The 21046-nt window shown below is 67.8% G+C and carries 13 protein-coding genes and 3 rRNA genes; 6 read left to right on the top strand and 10 right to left on the bottom strand.

What is annotated here, in order from left to right; genetic code table 11:
• Positions 1–190: 190 nt before the first annotated feature.
• Positions 191–1849 (top strand): ATP-binding SpoIIE family protein phosphatase, encoded by a 1659-nt coding sequence (locus RLT58_RS16535; protein ID WP_311311155.1) that lies wholly within the window; start codon positions 191–193, stop codon positions 1847–1849.
• Positions 1850–1865: 16 nt separating this feature from the next.
• Here RLT58_RS16535 and RLT58_RS16530 read toward each other — a convergent pair whose 3' ends face one another.
• Positions 1866–3176, bottom strand: coding sequence for an MFS transporter (locus tag RLT58_RS16530; RefSeq protein ID WP_311311154.1), 1311 nt, complete (start codon positions 3174–3176; stop codon positions 1866–1868).
• A 146-nt stretch (positions 3177–3322) separates the two neighbouring features.
• On the opposite strand from RLT58_RS16530, the gene RLT58_RS16525 reads away from it, so the two are divergent.
• The 4 genes from RLT58_RS16525 to rrf all read left to right on the top strand — a co-directional run bounded on the left by RLT58_RS16525 (position 3323) and on the right by rrf (position 9694).
• The gene (locus RLT58_RS16525) at positions 3323–3877 is read left to right on the top strand and encodes a MarR family winged helix-turn-helix transcriptional regulator (RefSeq protein WP_311311153.1); all 555 of its coding nucleotides are present in this window, start codon (positions 3323–3325) and stop codon (positions 3875–3877) included.
• Positions 3878–4554: 677 nt separating this feature from the next.
• Positions 4555–6078: ribosomal RNA gene (locus RLT58_RS16520) — 16S ribosomal RNA — on the top strand.
• A gap of 299 nt (positions 6079–6377) precedes the next feature.
• Positions 6378–9499, top strand: a 23S ribosomal RNA gene (locus RLT58_RS16515).
• A gap of 78 nt (positions 9500–9577) precedes the next feature.
• Positions 9578–9694, top strand: a 5S ribosomal RNA gene (gene rrf / locus RLT58_RS16510).
• Together the 16S, 23S and 5S rRNA genes form the textbook arrangement of a ribosomal RNA operon.
• A gap of 55 nt (positions 9695–9749) precedes the next feature.
• Here the strand turns inward: rrf and RLT58_RS16505 are convergent.
• From RLT58_RS16505 to RLT58_RS16490, 4 genes are read right to left on the bottom strand one after another with little or no spacing between them, the layout of a single operon-like run.
• Positions 9750–10415, bottom strand: a complete 666-nt coding sequence (locus RLT58_RS16505) for a response regulator (RefSeq protein ID WP_311311152.1) — start codon at positions 10413–10415, stop codon at positions 9750–9752.
• Positions 10412–11668, bottom strand: coding sequence for a sensor histidine kinase (locus RLT58_RS16500; RefSeq protein WP_311311151.1), 1257 nt, complete (start codon positions 11666–11668; stop codon positions 10412–10414). Before RLT58_RS16500 ends, RLT58_RS16505 begins: the two co-directional genes overlap by 4 nt.
• 31 nt (positions 11669–11699) lie before the next feature.
• Entirely contained in the window at positions 11700–12497 is a 798-nt protein-coding gene (locus RLT58_RS16495) for an ABC transporter permease (protein WP_311311150.1), read from the bottom strand.
• Positions 12494–13426, bottom strand: coding sequence for an ABC transporter ATP-binding protein (locus RLT58_RS16490; RefSeq protein WP_311311149.1), 933 nt, complete (start codon positions 13424–13426; stop codon positions 12494–12496). Before RLT58_RS16490 ends, RLT58_RS16495 begins: the two co-directional genes overlap by 4 nt.
• A 141-nt stretch (positions 13427–13567) precedes the next feature.
• Here RLT58_RS16490 and RLT58_RS16485 point away from each other — a divergent pair, with 141 nt between their 5' ends.
• On the top strand, positions 13568–14131 hold the full coding sequence (locus RLT58_RS16485) for a GNAT family N-acetyltransferase (protein WP_311311148.1): 564 nt from the start codon (positions 13568–13570) through the stop codon (positions 14129–14131).
• Positions 14132–14151: 20 nt separating this feature from the next.
• Here the strand turns inward: RLT58_RS16485 and RLT58_RS16480 are convergent, their stop codons facing one another.
• From RLT58_RS16480 to RLT58_RS16460, 5 genes are read right to left on the bottom strand one after another with little or no spacing between them, the layout of a single operon-like run.
• Positions 14152–15747 (bottom strand): type VI secretion protein, encoded by a 1596-nt coding sequence (locus RLT58_RS16480; RefSeq protein WP_311311147.1) that lies wholly within the window; start codon positions 15745–15747, stop codon positions 14152–14154.
• 1 nt (position 15748) lies between these two features.
• A complete protein-coding gene (locus tag RLT58_RS16475) occupies positions 15749–17167 on the bottom strand; it encodes an ATP-binding protein (protein ID WP_311311146.1) in 1419 nt (472 codons plus the stop codon).
• Positions 17168–17208: 41 nt separating this feature from the next.
• Positions 17209–18759: an SCO6880 family protein gene (locus RLT58_RS16470; protein WP_311311145.1), complete on the bottom strand. Its 1551-nt coding sequence runs from the start codon at positions 18757–18759 to the stop codon at positions 17209–17211.
• Positions 18756–20126 (bottom strand): hypothetical protein, encoded by a 1371-nt coding sequence (locus tag RLT58_RS16465; RefSeq protein WP_311311144.1) that lies wholly within the window; start codon positions 20124–20126, stop codon positions 18756–18758. The genes RLT58_RS16470 and RLT58_RS16465 overlap by 4 nt, the downstream gene beginning before the upstream one ends.
• Entirely contained in the window at positions 20116–20979 is an 864-nt protein-coding gene (locus RLT58_RS16460) for a DUF8175 domain-containg protein (protein ID WP_311311143.1), read from the bottom strand. The genes RLT58_RS16465 and RLT58_RS16460 overlap by 11 nt, the downstream gene beginning before the upstream one ends.
• Positions 20980–21046: the final 67 nt, after the last annotated feature.

Genomic DNA, 21046 nt, shown 5'->3' with positions numbered 1-21046 from the left:
GGTCCGACACACTGGACGTGTGACCATGGGTGGGCCCACATCTGCACAGAGTGACCCGGCCGGCAGCATCCGACAGTGACCAGCGAAGACCGTCCCAGGGGCGACGAACGCCCCCCGACAGGTGGGACGCCCCGGCAGAGGAAGCAGCCCGCCCGAGCGGACCAGACCGACACACGAGGCCAGAAATTCCGTGAACTTCACGCGTTGGAGCGCCCGCCTCCCCGGTACGCAGCGTCGCGCCGCCCGGGACGACCACAGCCCCGTCCCGGCGGCCCGCGCCGAGTACGCACAGGCCGGGCCGGGGGCGAAACCGCCGCAGGACGAACCGGGCGGCACCGGGACCGCCGCCCCCGCCCTCGAGGACCTCTCCGCCCGCGACATCCTCGGCCAGCTCCCCGCCCTCGTCGCCCTGGTGCACGGACCCGACCACCGTGTCGCGTTCGTCAACGAGGCCTACGCGGCGGCCTTCGGCCCCCGGCCCAGCGGGGTCCCTGCGGCCGAGGCGATGCCCGAACTCACCGAGCTCAGCCTGCTCCCCCTGATGGACCAGGTCCTGCGCAGCGGCACCCCGCGCACGGTGAAGTCCCGCAAGGCCGGCAGCGGCAACTCGTACACCGTGACCTGCACCCCCGTACGGCGCGACAAGGAGAAGGGACACGAGGGCGGCGTCCTCGTGTACGCGGCCGACGTCACCGACCACGCGGAGGCGGCCGAGCGCCTGCGCACCAGCGAGCGCCGCCACCGCGAGACGGCCGTGACCCTCCAGCGCTCACTGCTCCCGCAGGAGCTGGAACAGCCCGACGACCTGCGGATCGCCGCCACCTACCAGCCGGGGGGCACGGACGCCGCGGTCGGCGGCGACTGGTACGACGTCATCACGCTCGGGGCCGGCCGCACCGCCCTGGTCATCGGGGACGTGATGGGGCGCGGGGTGCGCGCCGCCGCCGTCATGGGCCAGCTGCGCACGGCCGTGCGCGCCTACGCCCGCCTCGACCTCCCGCCCCACGAGGTGCTCCAGCTGCTCGACGGGCTGGCCGCCGAGATCGACGCCAGCCAGATCGCGACCTGCGCGTACGCGGTCCACGACCCCAACGAGGGCCGGCTGGTGTACTCCTCCGCCGGCCATCTCCCGATCCTGGTGCGCGACGAGGACGGTACGGTGCACCGCGCCGAGGGCCCGACCGGACCCCCGCTCGGCACCGGTGGCTGGATCCACACCTCGGGCACGATCGCGCTGCCGCCCGGCTCGACCGCCGTCCTCTACACGGACGGTCTCGTCGAACGCCGCAGCGAGGACATCGACGAAGGCGTGGCCGCGCTGGAACGGGCGCTGTCCGGCGCGAAGGGCGCGCCCCAGGTGGTCTGCGACCGGCTGATGCGCTCGCTCAACATCACCGCGGAGCACGACGACGACGTGGCGGTCCTGGTGGTGCAGCACCCCGCCCGCACCGGAGCGGCCGCGGAGCTGTTCCACAACGCCTCGCTCGATCTGCTCGGCGGCATCGAAGCGGCTCCGCGCGCCCGCGCCTTCGCGACCGGCGTCCTGACGTCGTGGCGCTTCCCGGTAGAGCTCTGCGACCTGGGTGTCCTCGCCGCGGGCGAGCTGGTCGCCAACTCCCTCCAGCACGGCACGCCGCCGATGCGCCTGGGGCTCAGACGCACCGACCGCCGGCTGATCATCGAGGTGACCGACGGGGACGACCACCTGCCGCGCCGCCGCCGCGCCGATCCGGCGGACGAGGCGGGCCGGGGCATCACCATCGTCGCGACGATCGCCACGTCGTGGGGCAGCCGCCGGACCCCCGGCGGCGGCAAGGCGGTCTGGTGCGAGTTCGCCCTGCCGCAGTAGCGGGCGACCGCCGCCGTCAGCGGACGGCGGCGACCGGCGCCGCCACCTCGGCCTGCGCGTTCTCCGGCAGCGACACGGCCACCACCCGCGACGGCGCCGCAGCCAGGGAGGGCTGGTCCTGCACGGGGGTGAGCCGCCGGCCGAGCCGCAGCGCCAGCGCGGTGATGCCCAGCGAGAACAGCACGAAGGTGACGATGTACGGCCCGTGCAGCGAGGCCCCCATCGGACCGCCCACGGCGGGCCCGACCGCCAGCGCCAGCTGCTTGCACAGCGCGAATGCCGAGTTGTACTGCCCGACCATCGACTCCGGCGCCAGATCCGCGACCAGCGGTGCGACGGTCGGCGACAGCATCGCCTCACCGAGCCCGAACAGGGCGTACGTGGAGATCATCGCGGCCGTCGCCATGGTCTGGCTGCCGTGCCCGAGGCCCGCGTAGCCCGCCACGATCCAGGCGAACGCCCAGATCAGGCCGACCCAGGCGATGACCCGGGTGCGCCGGCGGCGCTCGACCAGACGCAGCACCACGAACTGGGCCACGACGATGACGGCCGTGTTGGCGGCCAGCGCGATACCGAGCGTCGAGGGCTCGATCCCGGCGGCCTCGGTGCCGTACGCGGCGAGCCCGGACTCGAACTGCCCGTAGCAGGCGAAGAACAGCACGAAGCCCAGGACGCACAGCTGGACCATGGCCCGGTGCGAGAGCAGCGTCCGCAGCCCGCCCTGCCCGGCTCCGCGCTCACCCGGCGCGGTCTGCGTGGCGGCGGCGGGGGCGTGCGGCATCCGCACGGTCGCCGCGATGGCGCCGAGCACGAGGAACATCACGGCTTCGATCAGGAACAGCAGGGTGAATGACGCCGGCCGGCTCGTGTCGACGAGCTGCCCGCCGACCAGTCCGCCGATGCCGAGTCCCAGGTTCTGCAGGAAGAACTGCATGGCGAAGGCGCGGGTACGGGTGGCGGTCCCGGTGCACCGCACCAGCATGGTCGCGAGCGCGGGCTGCATCACGGCGGTCCCCGCCCCGAGCACCGCCGCCGACAGGACGGAGGTGGTCACTCCTGAGGAGAAGCCCAGCGCGGCGGCGCCCAGGGACGCGACGGCCGAGGCGACGACCAGGACGGGCAGGGGCCCGCGCCGGTCGATGGCCCGGCCGGTGAACGGCAGGACGGCGAGCGCCGCCATGGCGAAGACCGCCAGCACGACCCCGGCCGTACCGGCACCGAGATCCCGCACCTGTGCCACATAGACGTACAGATACGGAACGGTGAAGCCCAGCCCGAACGCGCTCAGCGCGCTCCCCAGCTGGATCCGCCGCAGTGCTGCACCCATTTCCCTGGTCACACTCACCTACCTCAAGCTCTCGAAACCCACGAGTGAACGACTCGAACCCGAAGACTTTATCACTAAAATTTGAAGCTCAACACTACAGCTCGAAGGACTTCGACGGCTATGGCGGGCGTGCCATACTGCGCGCCATGTCTGACACCACCGAGCCGGGCCTCGACGAGCCGAGCCTCGACGAGCAGATCGCCGCGTACCAGCGCGAGTACCGGGACCTGGACCCGCAGGTCGAACAGGTCGTCTCCGCCCTCGGCCGCCTGAACCGCCGGATGAACGTGGCGTACGGACGGCAGCTCGCCGCCCTCGGCATCAGCAACGCCGAGTGGGAGGTCCTCAAGACCCTCGTGCTGGCCGGAGCCCCGTACCGGCTGGGCCCGGGGGAGCTGGCCAAGCGGCTCGGTCTCACCCCGGCCGCGATGACGCACCGCATCGACCGCATGGCGGGCGAGGGGCTCGTGACCCGGGACCGCGACGAGAACAACCGGGTGCGCGTCATCGTCGAGCTGACGGACGAGGGCCGGACGAAGTGGCTGGAGGCCATGCGGATGGCCACCGACTTCGAGGAGGACCTGCTCCAGGACCTCGAGGGCGACGAACGCGGGATGCTCGGCGAGATGCTGATCCGCCTGCTGCGCCGGGTGGAGCATGCCCAGCCGGATGCCGGCGGCCGCCTCACCGACCTCGACTGACTCGACTGAGGAGGGCCGAGAGGGGGTTGACACACCCCGCCTCGATCCGTAAGGTTCTTCGAGTTGTCACGGAGCCTGAACGGTTCTGCGGCAGCCGATCCCGCCGCAGAAGCGGCAACCAACACTCAGCACGATCTCCCACTCGGGACAATTTCGGCATGCCGAAATTAATTTCGAAGGCCCGATTATGAGCCGCCGGGAAAATCCGCTAGAGTTTTGGACGTCGGAACGGCCCAACAGCCGGGAGGACAAGCCCCGCTGACTGGGAATCAGGCCCGAAAGGATCTGATAGAGTCGGACTCGCCGGAAAGGGAAACGCGAAAGCGAAGAACTGGAAAGCGGAAAATGCGAGACCCGCTTCGGCCGGGAATCGGACGCGAAAGAGTCTGATAGAGTCGGAAACGCAAGACCGAAGGGAAGCGCCCGGAGGAAAGCCCGCAGGGGTGAGTACGAAGGAAGCGTCCGTTCCTTGAGAACTCAACAGCGTGCCAAAAGTCAACGCCAGATATGTTGATACCCCGGCCTGCTTCGGCAGGTTGGAGGTTCCTTTGAAAGTCCTGGCAAACTCCTTTGTGGGTTTGGTAGGCAATGAACACAGCGAGGACACAGTGGACGATCGGTCTTATTCCGGCCTGATTGTTCCGCTCTCGTGGTGTCGACCCGATTACGGGAAAACATTCACGGAGAGTTTGATCCTGGCTCAGGACGAACGCTGGCGGCGTGCTTAACACATGCAAGTCGAACGATGAAGCCTTTCGGGGTGGATTAGTGGCGAACGGGTGAGTAACACGTGGGCAATCTGCCCTTCACTCTGGGACAAGCCCTGGAAACGGGGTCTAATACCGGATAATACTTTCTCTCATGGGGGAAGGTTGAAAGCTCCGGCGGTGAAGGATGAGCCCGCGGCCTATCAGCTAGTTGGTGGGGTAATGGCCTACCAAGGCGACGACGGGTAGCCGGCCTGAGAGGGCGACCGGCCACACTGGGACTGAGACACGGCCCAGACTCCTACGGGAGGCAGCAGTGGGGAATATTGCACAATGGGCGAAAGCCTGATGCAGCGACGCCGCGTGAGGGATGACGGCCTTCGGGTTGTAAACCTCTTTCAGCAGGGAAGAAGCGAAAGTGACGGTACCTGCAGAAGAAGCGCCGGCTAACTACGTGCCAGCAGCCGCGGTAATACGTAGGGCGCAAGCGTTGTCCGGAATTATTGGGCGTAAAGAGCTCGTAGGCGGCTTGTTGCGTCGGTTGTGAAAGCCCGGGGCTTAACCCCGGGTCTGCAGTCGATACGGGCAGGCTAGAGTGTGGTAGGGGAGATCGGAATTCCTGGTGTAGCGGTGAAATGCGCAGATATCAGGAGGAACACCGGTGGCGAAGGCGGATCTCTGGGCCATTACTGACGCTGAGGAGCGAAAGCGTGGGGAGCGAACAGGATTAGATACCCTGGTAGTCCACGCCGTAAACGTTGGGAACTAGGTGTTGGCGACATTCCACGTCGTCGGTGCCGCAGCTAACGCATTAAGTTCCCCGCCTGGGGAGTACGGCCGCAAGGCTAAAACTCAAAGGAATTGACGGGGGCCCGCACAAGCAGCGGAGCATGTGGCTTAATTCGACGCAACGCGAAGAACCTTACCAAGGCTTGACATCGCCCGGAAAGCCGTAGAGATACGGCCCCCCTTGTGGTCGGGTGACAGGTGGTGCATGGCTGTCGTCAGCTCGTGTCGTGAGATGTTGGGTTAAGTCCCGCAACGAGCGCAACCCTTGTTCTGTGTTGCCAGCATGCCCTTCGGGGTGATGGGGACTCACAGGAGACTGCCGGGGTCAACTCGGAGGAAGGTGGGGACGACGTCAAGTCATCATGCCCCTTATGTCTTGGGCTGCACACGTGCTACAATGGCCGGTACAATGAGCTGCGATGCCGCGAGGCGGAGCGAATCTCAAAAAGCCGGTCTCAGTTCGGATTGGGGTCTGCAACTCGACCCCATGAAGTCGGAGTTGCTAGTAATCGCAGATCAGCATTGCTGCGGTGAATACGTTCCCGGGCCTTGTACACACCGCCCGTCACGTCACGAAAGTCGGTAACACCCGAAGCCGGTGGCCCAACCCCTTGTGGGAGGGAGCTGTCGAAGGTGGGACTGGCGATTGGGACGAAGTCGTAACAAGGTAGCCGTACCGGAAGGTGCGGCTGGATCACCTCCTTTCTAAGGAGCACTTCTTACCGGGCTTGCCTGGTCAGAGGCCAGTACACCGGCGAATGTTCGGTGCTGGTTGCTCATGGGTGGAACGTTGACTACTCGGCACGGTTGGCAAGTTTTCGTTAGTACTGCTTCGGCGTGGAACACGTAGACGGGTTGACTGTGCCGGGCACGCTGTTGGGTATCTGAGGGTACGGCCGTCATGGTCGTCCTTCGGTTGCCGCCCCAGTGCACTCGTCCGGAAGGGCGGGGTGATGGGTGGCTGGTCGTTGTTTGAGAACTGCACAGTGGACGCGAGCATCTGTGGCCAAGTTTTTAAGGGCGCACGGTGGATGCCTTGGCACCAGGAACCGATGAAGGACGTGGGAGGCCACGATAGGCCCCGGGGAGCTGTCAACCGAGCTTTGATCCGGGGGTGTCCGAATGGGGAAACCCGGCAGTCGTCATGGGCTGTCACCCGCTGCTGAACACATAGGCAGTGTGGAGGGAACGAGGGGAAGTGAAACATCTCAGTACCCTCAGGAAGAGAAAACAACCGTGATTCCGGGAGTAGTGGCGAGCGAAACTGGATCAGGCCAAACCGTATGCGTGTGATACCCGGCAGGGGTTGCGCATGCGGGGTTGTGGGATCTCTTTTTCATGGTCTGCCGGCTGTGAGACGAGTCAGAAACCGTTGATGTAGGCGAAGGACATGCGAAAGGTCCGGCGTAGAGGGTAAGACCCCCGTAGCTGAAACATTGACGGCTCGTTTAAGAGACACCCAAGTAGCACGGGGCCCGAGAAATCCCGTGTGAATCTGGCGGGACCACCCGTTAAGCCTAAATATTCCCTGGTGACCGATAGCGGATAGTACCGTGAGGGAATGGTGAAAAGTACCGCGGAGCGGAGTGAAATAGTACCTGAAACCGTGTGCCTACAAGCCGTGGGAGCGTCGCGCATCGAGCTTGCTCGGTGCGTCGTGACTGCGTGCCTTTTGAAGAATGAGCCTGCGAGTTTGCGGTGTGTTGCGAGGTTAACCCGTGTGGGGAAGCCGTAGCGAAAGCGAGTCCGAATAGGGCGGTTTAGTAGCGCGCTCAAGACCCGAAGCGGAGTGATCTAGCCATGGGCAGGTTGAAGCGGAGGTAAGACTTCGTGGAGGACCGAACCCACCAGGGTTGAAAACCTGGGGGATGACCTGTGGTTAGGGGTGAAAGGCCAATCAAACTCCGTGATAGCTGGTTCTCCCCGAAATGCATTTAGGTGCAGCGTCGTGTGTTTCTTGCCGGAGGTAGAGCACTGGATAGGCGATGGGCCCTACCGGGTTACTGACCTTAGCCAAACTCCGAATGCCGGTAAGTGAGAGCACGGCAGTGAGACTGTGGGGGATAAGCTCCATGGTCGAGAGGGAAACAGCCCAGAGCATCGACTAAGGCCCCTAAGCGTACGCTAAGTGGGAAAGGATGTGGAGTCGCAGAGACAACCAGGAGGTTGGCTTAGAAGCAGCCACCCTTGAAAGAGTGCGTAATAGCTCACTGGTCAAGTGATTCCGCGCCGACAATGTAGCGGGGCTCAAGCGTACCGCCGAAGTCGTGTCATTCCAGCATTAAGGGCCAACGCCTGCTGGGATGGGTAGGGGAGCGTCGTGTGCCGGGTGAAGCAGCCGCGGAAGCGAGTTGTGGACGGTTCACGAGTGAGAATGCAGGCATGAGTAGCGATACACACGTGAGAAACGTGTGCGCCGATTGACTAAGGGTTCCTGGGTCAAGCTGATCTGCCCAGGGTAAGTCGGGACCTAAGGCGAGGCCGACAGGCGTAGTCGATGGACAACCGGTTGATATTCCGGTACCCGCTTTGAAACGCCCAGTACTGAATCAGGCGATGCTAAGTCCGTGAAGCCGGCCTGATCTCTTCGGAGTTGAGGGTAGTGGTGGAGCCGACGAACCAGACTTGTATTAGGTAAGCGATGGGGTGACGCAGGAAGGTAGTCCAGCCCGGGCGGTGGTAGTCCCGGGGTAAGGGTGTAGGCCGTGTGGTAGGTAAATCCGTCACACATTAGGGCTGAGACCTGATGCCGAGCCGATTGTGGTGAAGTGGATGATCCTATGCTGTCGAGAAAAGCCTCTAGCGAGTTTCATGGCGGCCCGTACCCTAAACCGACTCAGGTGGTCAGGTAGAGAATACCGAGGCGTTCGGGTGAACTATGGTTAAGGAACTCGGCAAAATGCCCCCGTAACTTCGGGAGAAGGGGGCCATCACTGGTGATGACATTTACTGTCTGAGCTGGGGGTGGCCGCAGAGACCAGCGAGAAGCGACTGTTTACTAAAAACACAGGTCCGTGCGAAGCCGTAAGGCGATGTATACGGACTGACGCCTGCCCGGTGCTGGAACGTTAAGGGGACCGGTTAGCTGACTTTCGGGTTGGCGAAGCTGAGAACTTAAGCGCCAGTAAACGGCGGTGGTAACTATAACCATCCTAAGGTAGCGAAATTCCTTGTCGGGTAAGTTCCGACCTGCACGAATGGCGTAACGACTTCTCGACTGTCTCAACCATAGGCCCGGTGAAATTGCACTACGAGTAAAGATGCTCGTTTCGCGCAGCAGGACGGAAAGACCCCGGGACCTTTACTATAGTTTGATATTGGTGTTCGGTTCGGCTTGTGTAGGATAGGTGGGAGACTTTGAAGCGGCCACGCCAGTGGTTGTGGAGTCGTCGTTGAAATACCACTCTGGTCGTGCTGGATGTCTAACCTGGGTCCGTGATCCGGATCAGGGACAGTGTCTGATGGGTAGTTTAACTGGGGCGGTTGCCTCCTAAAGAGTAACGGAGGCGCCCAAAGGTTCCCTCAGCCTGGTTGGCAATCAGGTGTTGAGTGTAAGTGCACAAGGGAGCTTGACTGTGAGACCGACGGGTCGAGCAGGGACGAAAGTCGGGACTAGTGATCCGGCAGTGGCTTGTGGAAGCGCTGTCGCTCAACGGATAAAAGGTACCCGGGGATAACAGGCTGATCTTCCCCAAGAGTCCATATCGACGGGATGGTTTGGCACCTCGATGTCGGCTCGTCGCATCCTGGGGCTGGAGTCGGTCCCAAGGGTTGGGCTGTTCGCCCATTAAAGCGGTACGCGAGCTGGGTTTAGAACGTCGTGAGACAGTTCGGTCCCTATCCGCTGTGCGCGTAGGAATATTGAGAAGGGCTGTCCCTAGTACGAGAGGACCGGGACGGACGAACCTCTGGTGTGCCAGTTGTCCTGCCAAGGGCATGGCTGGTTGGCTACGTTCGGAAAGGATAACCGCTGAAAGCATCTAAGCGGGAAGCCTGCTTCGAGATGAGTATTCCCACCTCCTTGAGGGGTTAAGGCTCCCAGTAGACGACTGGGTTGATAGGCCAGATGTGGAAGCCCGGTAACGGGTGGAGCTGACTGGTACTAATAGGCCGAGGGCTTGTCCTCAGTTGCTCGCGTCCACTGTGTTAGTTCTGAAATAACGAACGGCTGTGATGGTACCGGTTGTTTTGAATTTCATAGTGTTTCGGTGGTCATTGCGTTAGGGAAACGCCCGGTTACATTCCGAACCCGGAAGCTAAGCCTTTCAGCGCCGATGGTACTGCAGGGGGGACCCTGTGGGAGAGTAGGACGCCGCCGAACAATTATTGTGGAAAGCCCCGTGCCCTTGTGGCACGGGGCTTTTCTGCGTTTACCGTCAGGCCGGCGTGACCAGGTGGGTGTCGTACGCCAGGATCACTGCCTGGACGCGGTCCCTGGCCCCCGTCTTGGCGAGAATGCGCGAGACATGGGTCTTCACCGTCGACTCGGCGAGATGGAGCCGTTCGGCGATTTCCGAGTTCGTCCAGCCCTGGCCGATGACGGTGAGGATTTCCCGCTCCCGTTCGGTGAGGCTCGCGATGCGCGGGTCGTGGCCGGCCGGTCCGCCGGGTGCCGTCGGCAAGTGCTGTACGTACGCGTCCAGGAGACGCCTGGTCAGGCTCGGGGCGACCACCGCGTCGCCGCTGGCCACGGCACGGATACCGGAGAGGAGTTCCTCCGGCAGGGCGTCCTTGATGAGGAAGCCGCTGGCGCCGGCGCGCAGGCCGTCGTAGGCGTACCGGTCCAGGTCGAACGTCGTGACGATGAGGACGCGGGTGGCGGAACCGGCCTTCATGATGCGGCGGGTCGCCTCGATGCCGTCCAGGAGCGGCATACGGATGTCCATCAGCGCCACGTCCGGCCGGTGCCGGCCGACGAGTTCGAGGGCTTCATGGCCGTTGGCGGCCTCGCCGACGACGGTCATGTCGTCCTGGCTCTCCAGCAGCATGCGGAAGCCGAAGCGTTGCATCGGCTGGTCGTCCGCGATGAGCACGGTCGTCACGAGGGAGTGTCCTCCAGGGGGAGTCGGAGCCGTACCTGCCAGCCCGTGGTGGCCGGCCGGCCCGCTTCGAGGGTGCCGTCGTACAGGGATGCCCGTTCGCGCATGCCCGTGATGCCCTGGCCGGTCCCGTCGGACTCGACGGTCTCGGGTCGTGGGGCGCCGTTGTCGGTGATCAGGGCCTCCAGCTCGGCCGGCCGGTAGGTCAGGATGACCTCGGCCGCCAGGGCGGGGTGGTTGCCGCCGTGCTTCAGCGTATTGGTCAGGGCCTCCTGCACCACCCGGTAGACCGTCAACTGCCGTCCCGCGGTGGGCGGGACGGCAGGCGGTGTACCTCGGTGGCGCAGCCGTACGGGAAGACCTGCCGCGCGTACGCCGGTCAGCAGGGTGTCCAGGTCGTCGAGGGTGGGCTGCGGGGTGCGGTCGGCCGGGTCGGGGTCGTCGCGGAGTACGCCGAGCAGACGGCGGAGTTCGCCGAGGGCCTGGCGGCTGGTGGTGCCGATCGCGTCCAGGGCCTGGGCGGCGCGTTCCGGGTTCCGGGCCGCGGCGTACGCGCCGCCGTCCGCGAGGCCCGTGATCACCGAGAGGTTGTGGCCGATGATGTCGTGCATCTCCCGGGCGATCCTGGTCCGTTCGGCGGCGGCCGCCAGCTGGGCCTGCTGGTCGCGCTCGCGTTCCAGCCGGTCGGCGCGGTCGACGAGGGCCTCCGTGTACTCCCTGCGCGTACGGAACACGATCCCCACCAGGGAGGCGAACACGAGCGCGTACAGATGCGGGACCACGAGCCGGTTCCAGTCTGCGGGGGAGTGGAGCGCGCCGATCACCGGCGGGGCGAGGACGATCGCGCCCGACCATGCCAGCGCGCGCGGCGGCCGTCGGAGCGCGATCTGGAAGACGACGATCTCCTGGAGGAAGGCGGCCTGGAGGACCGCCCCCGTCCAGACGTTGATCAGGGAGAACGGGGCCATGAACGCCAGCACCGCCAGGGGGTGGCTGCGGCGCCACAGCAGCGGGGCGGAGAACGCCACGCTCATCACGAGCACCAGCCCCTGCGGCGCCCCCCGGTCGAGGGCCACCGTGCGCCAGCCGCCCGAGGAGACGTCGATGACGGCGAACAGCACCCAGAAGGTGGTGAGCGCGCCGTTCCAGACGGCGGGCCGCCGCCGGTCGAAGGCGCGGACGCGCTGGAGGAGGTGCTGAAGGCGTCCGGTGAGCGGGGCGGCGCCCGTTGCCCGGCCGGTCTCGTCGTCCCTCACCCCTGCCCCCTCGCGTCCCGTCCCGTAGATGTCATGCGTCCCGGCGCCGCAGCAGTGCGGCGGCTGCGATCAGTGTGGCCGAGGCCCACAGGACGAGGGCGAGCAGGGCCCCGCCGTTGGAGGCGGCGTCGGGGAGCGGGGTGGCGGAGCCCAGGACGCCGGCCGTCTGGGTGGGGAAGTAGCGGACGGCGGTGTCCACGGCGTCGTACGGGAGCATGGTGAGTACCTCCGGGAGGACCATCACGCCTCCGATGAACGCCCCGATCGCGCCGGGGACCGAGCGCAGGAGCGCGCCGAGTCCGAGGGCGATCAGGCTGAGGAGCGTGGTGCCGAGGGCGTTGCCGGCCACGGCGCGCAGGACGCCGGGGTCCGTGAGGGACGCGGCCTGGTCCGTGTCGTGCAGGAAGAACTGGGCGGCGAGGAAGGTGACCAGATCGGTCGTCAGCATCGCCGTGAACACGGTGGCGGTGAAGACCGCCGCCTTGGCCCACAGGACGGGGAGCCTGCGCGGGACCGCGGTGAGCGAGGCGCGGATCATGCCGGAGGAGTACTCGCCGGCGGTCACGAGGATGCCCAGGACCACGGTGCAGAGCGTGCCGAGCACGGAGCCGTAGAGGACGAGGATGACGGTGTCGACGTCGGAGTCGCCGCCGTCGGAGGTGTAGGTCGTGCCCATGACGAGGCCGACGGCGAGGACCAGGGCGGCCGCGGTGCCGAGGGTGATCCAGCTGGAGCGCAGGGACCGGAGCTTGTGCCACTCGGAGCGCAGGACCCGAGCCGGGGTGACGCGGTAGGGGGGCGGGGCGGGTGTCGTGGTGGCGGTGGTCATGCCGGGGCTCCGGTCGGTTCGGGGGCGGTGACGCGGTATTCGACCGACTCCTGGGTGAGGTCCATGAAGGCCTGTTCCAGGGAGGCGGTGCGCGGGGTGAGTTCGTACAGCGGGATGTGGTGGGCGGCTGCGGTACGGCCGATGGCGGCGGCGTCCGTGCCGCGGAACTCCAGCTCGTCCGGGTCGGCCGCGGCGCTGATGTCGATGCCCGGGCCCCGGAGGAGGTCGCGCAGGGCGGCGGCCTGCGGGGTGACGACCTTGACGGAGGCGCCGCCGGCGGTGGCGACGAAGTCGGCGACCGTGGTGTCCGCGAGGAGGCGTCCGCGTCCGATGATGACCAGGTGGTCGGCGGTGAGGGCCATCTCGCTCATCAGGTGCGAGGAGACGAGGACCGTGCGGCCCTGGGTGGCGAGGGACCTGAGCAGGTTGCGGATCCAGAGGACGCCCTCCGGGTCGAGGCCGTTGACCGGCTCGTCCAGGATCAGGGTGGCCGGGTCGCCGAGGAGCGCGGCCGCGATGCCGAGGCGCTGGCCCATCCCGAGCGAGAAGCCCTTGACCCGCTTGCCGGCGACGGCGGTCAGCCCGGCGAGGTCGAGGACGTGCTCGACCCGGCTGCGCGGGATGCCGTGGGTGTGGGCGAGCGCCATCAGATGGTGGAACGCGGTCCGTCCGGGGTGGATCGAGCGGGCCTCCAGGAGGGCGCCGACCTCGGTGAGCGGGGCGCTGTGGGCGGCGTAGGCGCGTCCGCCGATCGTGGAGCGGCCCCGGGTGGGGGCGTCCAGGCCGAGGAGCATGCGCATGGTGGTGGACTTTCCGGCGCCGTTCGGGCCGAGGAAGCCGGTGACGGTGCCCGGGTGGACCGTGAAGTCGAGGTCCTGGACGACGGTGGTGTCTCCGTACCGTTTGGTGAGTGCGTGTGCCTTGATCATGCGGTCGACGCTACGGAGCGGGCGGGCGCCGGACGTCGGACCGGAGTCGGGATCCGGCGGCCGGTGTAGTACCGGGGTACGACGCCGGGGGCCGGGGGAATCGGTTTGCGCGGTCCCTGGAGCCCGGGTCAGGATCGGTGGATGGACTATGTGATACGCCCGGTGCGTGCCGACGAGTGGCGGCAGGCGAAGGAACTCCGGCTGACCGCGTTGCGGGATCCCGTCGCGCCGGTGGCGTTCCTGGACACGTACGAGCAGAGTGTGCGACGGAGCGACGACTACTGGCGGGAGCGGACGGCCGGTGGCTCCGAGGACGGCGACGGCGCGGTGCGGCAGTTCGTCGCGGAGGCCCCCGACGGGGGCTGGGCGGGCTCGGTGACCGTGCTGGTCGAGCGGCCGGACGGGGACGCGGTGTTCGGTGAGGCGGCGGCGGTGCACCAGACCCATGTGGTCGGGGTGTTCGTGCGCCGGGAGGTGCGGGGCGCGGGCGTGGCCGACGAGCTGTTCCGGGCCGCGCTGGACTGGTCGTGGTCGCTGGACGACCCGCCGGTCGAGCGGGTGCGGCTGTATGTGCACGAGAACAATCCCCGGGCCGCCGCGTTCTACCGGCGGATCGGCTTCGCGCCGACCGGTGCGACGGTGCCGATGCAGGGGGACCCGACGGCCCGTGAGCTGGAGTACGCGATCACGCGCACGCGCTCCTAGGGCTTGGTATCAGCTTGGCGTCAGGGCGCGGCGGGGGTGTGCAGCTGCTGGGTCCAGCGGGAGCGGGCCTGCTCGGGGGAGCGGAGCAGGGCGACGGTGGGCAGGCCCTGCTCCTGGCCGCTCGCCAGCAGCTCCGGCAGCCGGGGCAGCGGGGCCACGGCCGCGACGTCGTCGAGGACGAGCGTCATTGGTGGGTCGAGCCGGCCGTCGGATGACCGTGCGGCCATGCGGCGGCCGTGCTCGACCACGTCTGAGGCGAGCGCGGTGAGCAGGGGCATCGCTCCTGGACCGGATCGCGGGGTCTCGATGGGTTCACCCACCACATAAAGGGTGCCCCCCTCGTCGGCAAAAGATTCCAGGGCGAGCGCATCGGTTCTGTTCGGTGTGCAGGCGTCCCGGATGTGAACCGAGGAGAGGGCGCCGAAGGCCCGTACCGTCAGTTCCTGTGCCATCTCCCGGCGTTCGGGATGGGCGGTGAGCGCCGACTCCAGCAGCCCGGCGAGCCCGGCGGCGGCCTTGGGGTGTGTACGCAGCACGCGGACCGGTTCGTGGGCGCTGCCGCCCGAGGCCCAGCGGTGTACCTGGCGGAAGGGGCGGCCGTCGATGGCGGCGGCGTGCAGCCAGCACTGCAGGAGGGTCTCGGCGGTGTCGGCCGTTGCCGCGTCGATCCGGGCCTGCGGGCGGACCGGGGCGAGGAGGGCGGCGGAGCGGGCGGCCGCCCGGTCGGGCTGCTCGCAGCCGGCGGTGGGGGCCCAGTGGAGCCGGGCCGGGGTGTCGCAGAGGTGGCCGGGGTCGTAGACGAGGACGGGGCCGAGCTTGGCGCGGGCGTCCTTGGTCTCGGCCCAGACGCTGGGGTCGGAGGTGACCACGAGCACGGGCCCGCCGGCTTCGCGGATCGCCTGGACGGCGGTGGGCCGGCGGGTGGTGGCGGGGCCGTAGACGACGAGCGGGGTGCGGGGGGAGGGGACGGCGGCGGGCACGGGGACGAGGGGTTCGGCGCCGCCCGCCGGGTCCGCGGGCCCGGCCGGATCGGGGAGGTGGGGGACCGGCTCGGTGGCGTACTCCGTGGGCGGCGGCGCGGGGTCGGCGGCCGGGGCGGGGAACAGCGTGCCGGTCACGTACTCCTGGTCCTTGCTCCCCTTCGCCTTCCCCTTGGCCCGGGCCGTCCGCCTGTTCTGTTTGCGTTCGGCGCGCTGCGCCCGCCGCAGCAGTTCCTGCTGCTCCTGGTGCGCGGTGCGTTCGGCGTGCTGGCGGGCCCGTACCGCGCGCCAGCGGGTGACGACGCCCATCACGAACACCGACACCACCACCAGCACCATCAGTTCGCCGATGAACAGGCCCCAGAACAGCCCGTAGCCGGAGAGCTCGCCGACCGGGGTGGTGGGCCAGGCGGCCGGGAGGTCGTGCGGGGCCTCCAGCAGGCGGCGCAGGGCCAGCGGGGTCTCGGCGAGGGTGACGCCTTCGGGCCAGCCGCCGTGCGCGAGGATTCCGGCGAGGCCGGTGGCCGTCCAGGCGAGCAGCGTCAGCCCGAGGAGGAAGGCCAGCAGCCCGATCAGGAGGCCGTCGGGGATGCCGCCGCCCTTGCCTCCGGTCCGTGCCTCGTGGTGCCCCGCCATGTCATGCCACCGTTGACTCGGACGACTCGTTCAGCCGTTGCTGGTTCTCGATCCTGGCCGCGCGCTGCTCCGCCTCCAGTTCGGCGGCGCGTACGTCCTCCGGCAGCAGGTCGGTGGCGGAGGACTCGGTCATGGCGCGGTCGGTGAAGACGAGGGGGCGTTCGGCCTCGGTGATCAGGTGTTTGACGACCTGTACGTTTCCGTTGACGTCCCAGACCGCGATGCCCGGGGTGAGGGTGGGGATGATCTCGACGGCCCAGCGGGGCAGGCCGAGGACCCGGCCGGTGGCTCTCGCCTCGTCGGCCTTCTGGGCGTAGATCGTGCGGGTCGATGCCATCTTCAGGATGGCCGCCGCTTCCCGGGCGGCCGCTCCGTCGACCACGTCGCTGAGGTGGTGGACGACGGCGACGAACGAGAGTCCGAGGCGGCGGCCGAACTTCAGCAGGCGCTGGAAGAGCTGGGCGACGAAGGGGGAGTTGATGATGTGCCAGGCCTCTTCGACCAGGAAGATGCGTTTCTTGCGGTCGGGCCTGATCCAGGTGTGTTCGAGCCAGACGCCGACGATCGCCATCAGGATCGGCATGGCGATCGAGTTGCGGTCGATGTGCGAGAGGTCGAAGACGATCAGCGGGGCGTCGAGGTCGATGCCGGCGGAGGTCGGGCCGTCGAACATGCCGCGCAGGTCGCCGTCGACGAGCCGGTCCAGGACGAGGGCGACGTCCAGGCCCCAGGCGCGTACGTCGTCTATGTCGACGTTCATCGCCTCGGCGGACTCCGGCTCCGGGTGGCGGAGCTGGTCGACGATGTCCATCAGGACGGGCTGGCGGTCGGTCGTCGTCTCGTTCACATAGGCGTGCGCGACCTTGAGGGCGAAGCCGGAGCGCTCGTCGAGGCCGTGGCCCATGGCGACTTCGATGATGGTCCGCAGCAGGGCGAGCTGGCCGGTGGTGGTGATCGCGGGGTCGAGCGGGTTGAGCCGGATGCCGCCGTTGAGCGCGGAGGTCGGGTCGAGGCGGATGGGGGTCAGGCCCAGCTCCTGGGCGATGAGGTTCCATTCGCCGACGCCGTCCTCGCCCTGGGCGTCCAGGACGACGACCTGGCGGTCGCGGAAGCGGAGCTGGCGCAGGACGTAGGTCTTCTCCAGCGCGGACTTGCCGTTGCCGGACTCGCCGAGGACCAGCCAGTGGGGGGCGGGGAGCTGCTGCCCGTACAGCTGGAAGGGGTCGTAGATGTAGCCCTTGCCGGAGTAGACCTCGCGGCCGATGATCACGCCGGAGTCGCCGAGGCCGGGGGCTGCGGTGGGCAGATAGACCGCCTGTGCCTGTCCGGTCGAGGTGCGGACGGGCAGCCGGGTCGTCTCCACCTTCCCGAAGAGGAAGGCGGTAAAGGCGTCCGACAACGCGGACAGCGGATCTCGCATGGCGTGACTGACCTCCCTCTCGGTGTCGCGGGGCTGGTGGGCTAGCGGCGGATGCCGGTGGCGAAGGGCAGGGTGTTCACGAACGCGCGGTGGTGCTCGCGGTCGCACCACTCCAGCTTCAGGTACGACTTTCCGGCCGAGGCCCGGATCGTCCGCTTGTCGCGGGCGAGGGACTCGGGCGAACGCGACGACACGGTGATGTACCCCACGAGGTTGACCCCGGCGGCGCCGCTGGCGAGATCTTCACCCCGCTGGTCGAGCCGGCCGTGGGCGGCGATGTCGCGGGGGTCGACGGTGCGGTTCATCTTGGCCTGGCGGCTGGCCTCGGCCTCGTCGTTGGTCTTCTCGGTGAGCATGCGCTCGATGGCGATCTCGGTGGGTTCGAGGTCCATGCAGACCGCGACCGTACGGATCACGTCCGGGGTGTGGACGAGGAGCGGGGCCAGGAAGTTGACGCCGACGGGGGTCATCGGCCACTCCTTCACCCAGGCCGTGGAGTGGCACCAGGGGGCGCGGGTGGCGGACTCGCGGGTCTTGGCCTGGAGGAACGTCGGCTCGACCGCGTCCAGTTCGGCGGGCCAGGCGTTGCGCTTGGTCATGGCCTGGATGTGGTCGATGGGGTGGTCGGGGTCGTACATCGAGTGCACGAGGGAGGCGAGCCGGCTCTGGCCGAGGGGCTGGCGGACGCGGATGTCGGCCTCGGCGAGGCGGGCGCAGATGTCGGTGAGCTCGCGGGCCATGACGACGGCGAGGCCGGCGTCGCGGTCGAGCTTGCGGCCGGCGTGCGGGCGGGCGGCGCGGGCCATGGCGTGGGCCTCGGCGGCGAGCTCGCGGGTGAAGTGCATGCAGGCGACGAGGTAGGCGCGGTGCTGCTCGCTGGAGGTGGAGACCATGGACTGGAGCTGGTCGTAGGACTCCTGGAGCCAGCCGGGGGCGGCCTTGTCGCCGCGCTGGGCGACGTCCTTGGCGTGGGCGTCGGGGTCGGCGGGGAGGGTGCGGGCGAGCATCTGGAGGCGGGTGACGAAGCCGTCCCCGTTGGCGACGTGCTTGAGGAGGGTGCCGAAGCGGTCGACGAGGGCCTCCTGGTCCTCGCTGTCGCGCAGGCCGACGCCGGGCCCCTCGATCTCGATCGCGGCGGTGACGGTGCGGCGGTCGGCGTGCAGCAGGACGGCGATCTCGTCGGGGCCGAAGGGGGCGGCCAGCCAGTTGATCCGGCCGATGCCGGGGGGCGGGCCGATCTCGACCTCGCGGCCGTCGGCGCTGACGCCGGCTTCCATGGCGAGGGAGCGGTAGGTGGTGCCGCGGCGCAGGGAGCGCTTGTAGCTGCGGTTGATCTCGAACCACTTGTAGAAGGTCCGGTGCTTGTACGGGACGTAGACGACGGCGAGGGCGAGCAGCGGGAAACCGGTGAGCAGCACGATGCGCAGGGAGAGGACCGGGACGAGCAGGCCGCTCATCATGCCGAGGAACGCGCCGGCGATGATCAGGGCGATCTCGCCGGTCTCGCGGTTCTTGCCGACGATCGCGTTCGGCCGGGCGCGGCCGATGAGATACGTACGGCGGGGCGTGATCGGATGGGACTGAGTGCTCAACGCCCGCCACCTCCTGTGCGGTTGTTACCTGTACTGCCTGAGTTGCCCGGACCGCCGCGTGAGCCGCGGCTGCTGTGCGGGGTGCCGGAGGTGGGGCCCGAACCGCTGCGGGGCGGAGGTGCGGCGGAGGGGACAGATCCGCCGCCGACCCCGCTCCCGGAGTTGCGGGAGCTGTGGGCGGCGACGCCGCCGCTGACCGGGTTGGCGGGGCGGCCGCCGCCGCTGTTGTTGCCGCCGCCGTCCTGGCCGCCGCCGCGGCTGCTGTGGGTCTTGATGCCCTGGGAGACGAGGGCGGCGGGGGAGCTGATCATGGCGGCGGCCTGGGAGCCGTCGGTGGCCTGCTTGCGGTTGGTGCGGGCGCCCTGGATCTCGTCGCCGAAGCCGGGGACGAAGCGGTAGATCATGCCGGAGGCGAAGATGGCCAGCAGGATGATGGCGAGTCCGGAGACGACGGCGGAGAAGGCGTCGGGGCCGTCGTCGGAGGAGAGGGCGCCGGCGAGGCCGAGCACGATGACGATGACCGGCTTCACCATGATCACCGCGATCATGATGCCGGCCCAGCGGCGTACGTGGCCCCACATGTTCTTGTCGACGAGCCCGGCGTACACGGCGGTTCCCAGCAGGGCGCCGACGTAGAGGAGGGCGGCGCGGATGACGAGCTCGAGCCAGAGGATGCCGGCGGCGAGGATGGAGACCAGGGAGACGACGATCAGCATGATCGGGCCGCCGCCGATGTCGGAGTCCTTCTTGAGGGCGTCGGCGAACGAGCCGAAGAAGACGTCGGTCTGGCCGCCGGAGGACGAGGCGATGACCTCGGTGACGCCGTCGGTCGCGGAGACGATGGTGTAGAGGATCAGGGGGGTGAAGGCGGAGGCGAGCACGGTGAGCCACAGGAAGCCGATGGCCTCGGAGATGGCGGTGGTGAGCGGCACGCCGCGGATGGCGCGCTTGGCGACGGCGAGCAGCCACAGGACGAGCGTCAGCACGGTGGAGGCGGCGAAGACGATCGCGTACTGCTGGAGGAAGCGGGTGTTGGTGAAGTCGACGTTGGCGGTGCTCTTCACGGCTTCGCTGAGCTTGCCCACGATCCATGCGGCGGCGTCGGCACAGCCGCGCCCCAGGGAGGTGAGGGGGTCGAGGGCGGGGTCGGTGCTGTTGGGGGGGGTGGTTTTGGGGGAGGCGTCGCCATCCTCGCAGTACTGCTTGGCGGGGCCGATGAGCAGATCGCAGGCTTTATTGCTCGGGCTAGGCGAAGGAGACGGACTGGGGGCGGCGATGGCACGTCCCGAGAAGACGACCGCGGCTGTCTGCGCTGCCGCCAGTGTGCTGACGACAGCGTGAATGTGGCGACGAAGGCTAACGGGCATAAGTGAAGCCTCCGTACTCCTCGACAGCCTTGCTGATCTCGTCTGAGGTCGAAGCCGCGACATCCCCAGGGACGGGAGCAGGCCCGTCCTTCTGGGAGTCGCTGACGGCCTTCCAGTCTTCGTTTGTCCAGGTGAGCTCGACCGTCCAGGTCTTCCAGGAGGTACGGACAGGGTCCGTGGACCCAGGTCCGGACATGCCGATCAGGCCCATGTACCAGACCGAGACCTTGGCGGTGTGGCCGTCGAACGACTCCAACTTGGTGCCCACAGGGACCGTTCGCGATACGAATGTGCTGCCTTGTGGTGCATTCCCGTCGGCATCGAGCCCGAGCTTGTCGAGAAACGCAGGAGAGTAGGCAGCGTCCTGTGGGGCTCTGAGTTTTCCAGCGGCCTGAGCCGTGTACACGCTGTCCACGATCGAGTGCCGACTGTCCTTCTTGAACATCTCGACGGAACCGAGCGCCACCGCGAAGTTGGATGCCGCGCTCTGCGCCCCCTGTTCGTCGTGGGCGAAGCCTGAGGGGATGGTGCCGGTCTTTCCTGTGACCGGCTTCGTTCCCGTGGCCGACGTCGGGGACGTGTTCGCCTTCTTGTCGTTGTTGCCCCGCGCGTCGTCGTCCCCACTGCCGCCGCCCATGTTGGCGAACGCGATGGCGGCCAGCAGGAGGACGACCACGCCGATGACCGTGATCAGGGAGCGGGAGTTGCGGGGTGGGCGGCGGGGGCCGTAGCCGTCGCCGCCCTCGCCGTCGGGGAGGCGGGTACGGGTCTGGCGCGTACCGCCGAGGGTGCTGTAGCCGTCGCCCGTACGCCCCGAGTCGTTGCCGTAACCGTCCTCGTCGCCGAGACTCATGCCGCGTACGCCCCCTCAACCGTTGCCTGAACCGTGTCGTGGTACGACGGTAGCCGTGCTGGTTTCC

The sequence above is a fragment of the Streptomyces sp. ITFR-16 genome (assembly GCF_031844705.1).
Lineage (GTDB): Bacteria > Actinomycetota > Actinomycetes > Streptomycetales > Streptomycetaceae > Streptomyces.
This window is presented reverse-complemented; position numbering and strand designations above follow the sequence as displayed.

Coding starts and splice junctions, on each gene's coding strand:
- RLT58_RS16525 (WP_311311153.1), top strand. CDS start 3,323: ATGTCTGACACCACCGAGCCGGGCCTCGACGAGCCGAGCCTCGACGAG.
- RLT58_RS16485 (WP_311311148.1), top strand. CDS start 13,568: ATGGACTATGTGATACGCCCGGTGCGTGCCGACGAGTGGCGGCAGGCG.
- RLT58_RS16460 (WP_311311143.1), bottom strand. CDS start 20,979: ATGAGTCTCGGCGACGAGGACGGTTACGGCAACGACTCGGGGCGTACG.
- RLT58_RS16530 (WP_311311154.1), bottom strand. CDS start 3,176: ATGGGTGCAGCACTGCGGCGGATCCAGCTGGGGAGCGCGCTGAGCGCG.
- RLT58_RS16495 (WP_311311150.1), bottom strand. CDS start 12,497: ATGACCACCGCCACCACGACACCCGCCCCGCCCCCCTACCGCGTCACC.
- RLT58_RS16480 (WP_311311147.1), bottom strand. CDS start 15,747: ATGGCGGGGCACCACGAGGCACGGACCGGAGGCAAGGGCGGCGGCATC.
- RLT58_RS16490 (WP_311311149.1), bottom strand. CDS start 13,426: ATGATCAAGGCACACGCACTCACCAAACGGTACGGAGACACCACCGTC.
- RLT58_RS16465 (WP_311311144.1), bottom strand. CDS start 20,126: ATGCCCGTTAGCCTTCGTCGCCACATTCACGCTGTCGTCAGCACACTG.
- RLT58_RS16475 (WP_311311146.1), bottom strand. CDS start 17,167: ATGCGAGATCCGCTGTCCGCGTTGTCGGACGCCTTTACCGCCTTCCTC.